Below are 2,745 nucleotides of genomic sequence, written 5' to 3' on the forward strand. Positions count from 1 at the left end.
AGCGACTTCGTCATTCAAGCCCCTTCCCCCTTAACAAGGAAGATTAAGTACGCAGTGTTAAATTTAATAAAACCAAATTTAGCATTGTAAATCTGCGTGTCTCGGCAGGTAAAATTTGCAAATTTATCCAAATTTGAGCGGCGTAAATTTGATCTCAAATTTAACTTCAAATTTGCAATCAAAAACTCAAATTTAAATTTACTTCAGCCTATCGCCAAATTTTTGTTTGTCGCTCATGTAGACGAAGCTTAGCACTTCGGCGACGGCGCGAAAGAGCTCCGCAGGTATCATATCGTTCACCTCGCACATCTTATATAGCTCGCGCGCTAGCGGCGGATTTTCGACAATTTTGACGTTGTTTTCTACTCCGATTTGCTTGATGCGAAGCGCTAGAAAATCTACGCCTTTAGCTAGGATCACGGGCGCTTTTTCCTTTGTTTTATCGTAGCGAAGCGCGACGGCGTAGTGGGTCGGGTTGGTGATGATGACGTCTGCTTGCGGGATATTTTGCATCATCCTGTTGCGCGCGGCTCGCATTTGCAGCTGGCGGATGCGACCTTTTACCTGCGGGTCGCCCTCCATCTGTTTGTATTCGTCCTTGATCTCCTGTTTGCTCATGCGCAGGTCGCGAAAGTACTGAAAACGCACGATCAGAACGTCAAGAAGCCCGATGATAAACATCACGATTAGCATCACGGCAGCTAAAATTAGCATTTTTTCCTTTAGCCACGCTAGCTGCGCCGCCATCGAGAAAAACAGCGTGTGTGGCAGCTCTTTGATAAAGCTTAAAAACATCAAAAATCCGACCGTAAAAACCGCCGTGACCTTGAGCACCATTTTGATGCCGTCTATCAATTTTTTAAGAGAAAAGAGATTTTTGAGCCCTTTTAACGGGTTGATTTTGTTTAAATTCGGCTCCAAAGGCTTAGTCGTAAATATAAATCCAAACTGCATGAGATTAGCGACGACGCCCGCGATCGCGATGCAAACGGCGATGGGCAGGATGATGAGCAACGTGCGAAATATCGTTGTGATCGCGACGCTAAAGAGTAGTTTGCGCGTAAACTCCTGGCCGATTAGACTCTGATAGTAGTTATACAGCGTGAAAAACTGATCGCCGATAAAGCCAAGAAGCGCCACCACGACGAAGATCGCGACCGCGAGCGTGACGAAGCCTGCGAGGTCTTGGCTTTTGGGGACGTTACCGTCCTTGCGCGCGTCTTCGATCTTTTTGGAGGTGGGTTCTTCGGTTTTTTCTTGGTCTTCGCCTGCCATCTCTATCCTGAATTTGCTTAAATTTGGGGCGATTATAGCCAAAACAAGGTTAAACTATCCGCCAAAGCCGCCTTTTGCACGTGAAAAAAATAAGGCATTTTTGGATAAAATTAGCAAAAATAAGGAGACGCAAAATGTCATTTTTAGATGGATTATTTAACATTTTTAAAGCTAAAAAACCACCAAAAAGCGATGAAGAGCTACTTTTAGACGAGTACGCAAGCATTTACGCCGAGATAAAAGAGAAAAATTTAAACGATTACGACTTTTTATGTGAGCTCATACGCTCGCTATCTTTTTCAAGAGCCAGACGTTATGACTTTTGCCTTGAAAAGTGCCTAGCTGAGGGCGACGCCGAGGCACTAAATGATCTCATTTTTCAATACGCTAAGCTAAATTTACTCCCAGGCTGCAGCGGCGGATATGACCAGTGTGAGAAACTGATCCCTGCGTTTTTTGCTATCGCTTGCGGTGACACAGAGAGCATGGCAAGGATCTTTCCAAAAGGCCTGCCACCTAGCAAAAACGGCTATAAATTTCTATGCGTCATGCACGATCTGCTCACAGCGATACTTTGGCAAGATGAAAATTTACTTGCCCCTGCCCTAGAAAAAGCACGCACTTTTGCAGAGTCTAAAAAGCCAGCAAACGAAAGAGAGGCGGTTAAATTTGTACTAGCCTTGCATGAAAAGGACACGGCTGCCATGAGCGAGCATTTGCAGAAATTTTGCTCCACTTTTGGCAGGACGGAGGCGCCTAAATTTGAAAAACGCCTCTACGTTTTTGCGCATGGACTTCACGCTTTGGCGCGCTATTTTTTACCGCTTGAACTCTTTAAAGAGATAAAGCTACCAAAAAATGAAAATTTCAGTAAATTTTACGCACAAAGGCTCTTTCGAAATGAAATTCCTAAGCCAAAACTTTATTTTGTCTTACCGCCTGAATTTAAACTGATAAATGTAATCTTAAGCGCACCAGCAGCCAAAACACTGACGTATCAGCCACATTTGCCAAATGACAAAACATTTTTCCTAGATCATACCTCTATGATAAAAAATTTAGCGGGTGAGATCACAATGGGCTTAAAATAATGAAAGAGGTCTAGCTAGTTTTTAAAGAGACTGAAAATTTAGCGCAAAAGCATGCAAATACTGACGAGAATGAGTTTTTAAAAAAGTTATTCACTCGCTTGTTTATAGGCTTTGCGACTTTAAATTTGATTTTTCTTGAAACTGCTTAAAAAACGACGGCATAGATGAGCTTGCCGGGCTTACGCGCCTCTACGCCACAAGCTACTTCTTTATATCCACGGATGGCTTTTGGATGTATATTTGATTTTTTATAGAGGCTTCTTATTTTTCTTAGTTTTTGTAAAAATTGTTAAATTCGGGCGATTATACCTAAACGTAGTACTTGTAAAACAGGAATACTGCGGTAAATTTTGATAAAAAAATTTAATAATTTATACTA

At 42.3% G+C, this 2,745-nt stretch carries 2 protein-coding genes; one reads left to right on the forward strand and one right to left on the reverse strand.

The genetic code is table 11. The features are described from left to right. Positions 1 to 198: 198 nt before the first annotated feature. Entirely contained in the window at positions 199 to 1,275 is a 1,077-nt protein-coding gene (gene flhB / locus Q0200_RS01490; RefSeq protein WP_297936932.1) for a flagellar biosynthesis protein FlhB, read from the reverse strand. A 134-nt stretch (positions 1,276 to 1,409) separates the two neighbouring features. Between flhB and Q0200_RS01495 the strand changes: the two genes are divergently transcribed. After that, positions 1,410 to 2,366 (forward strand): hypothetical protein, encoded by a 957-nt coding sequence (locus Q0200_RS01495; RefSeq protein WP_297936934.1) that lies wholly within the window; start codon positions 1,410 to 1,412, stop codon positions 2,364 to 2,366. The last annotated feature ends 379 nt before the right edge of the window (positions 2,367 to 2,745 follow it).

The sequence above is a fragment of the uncultured Campylobacter sp. genome, assembly GCF_938045225.1.
GTDB lineage: Bacteria > Campylobacterota > Campylobacteria > Campylobacterales > Campylobacteraceae > Campylobacter_A.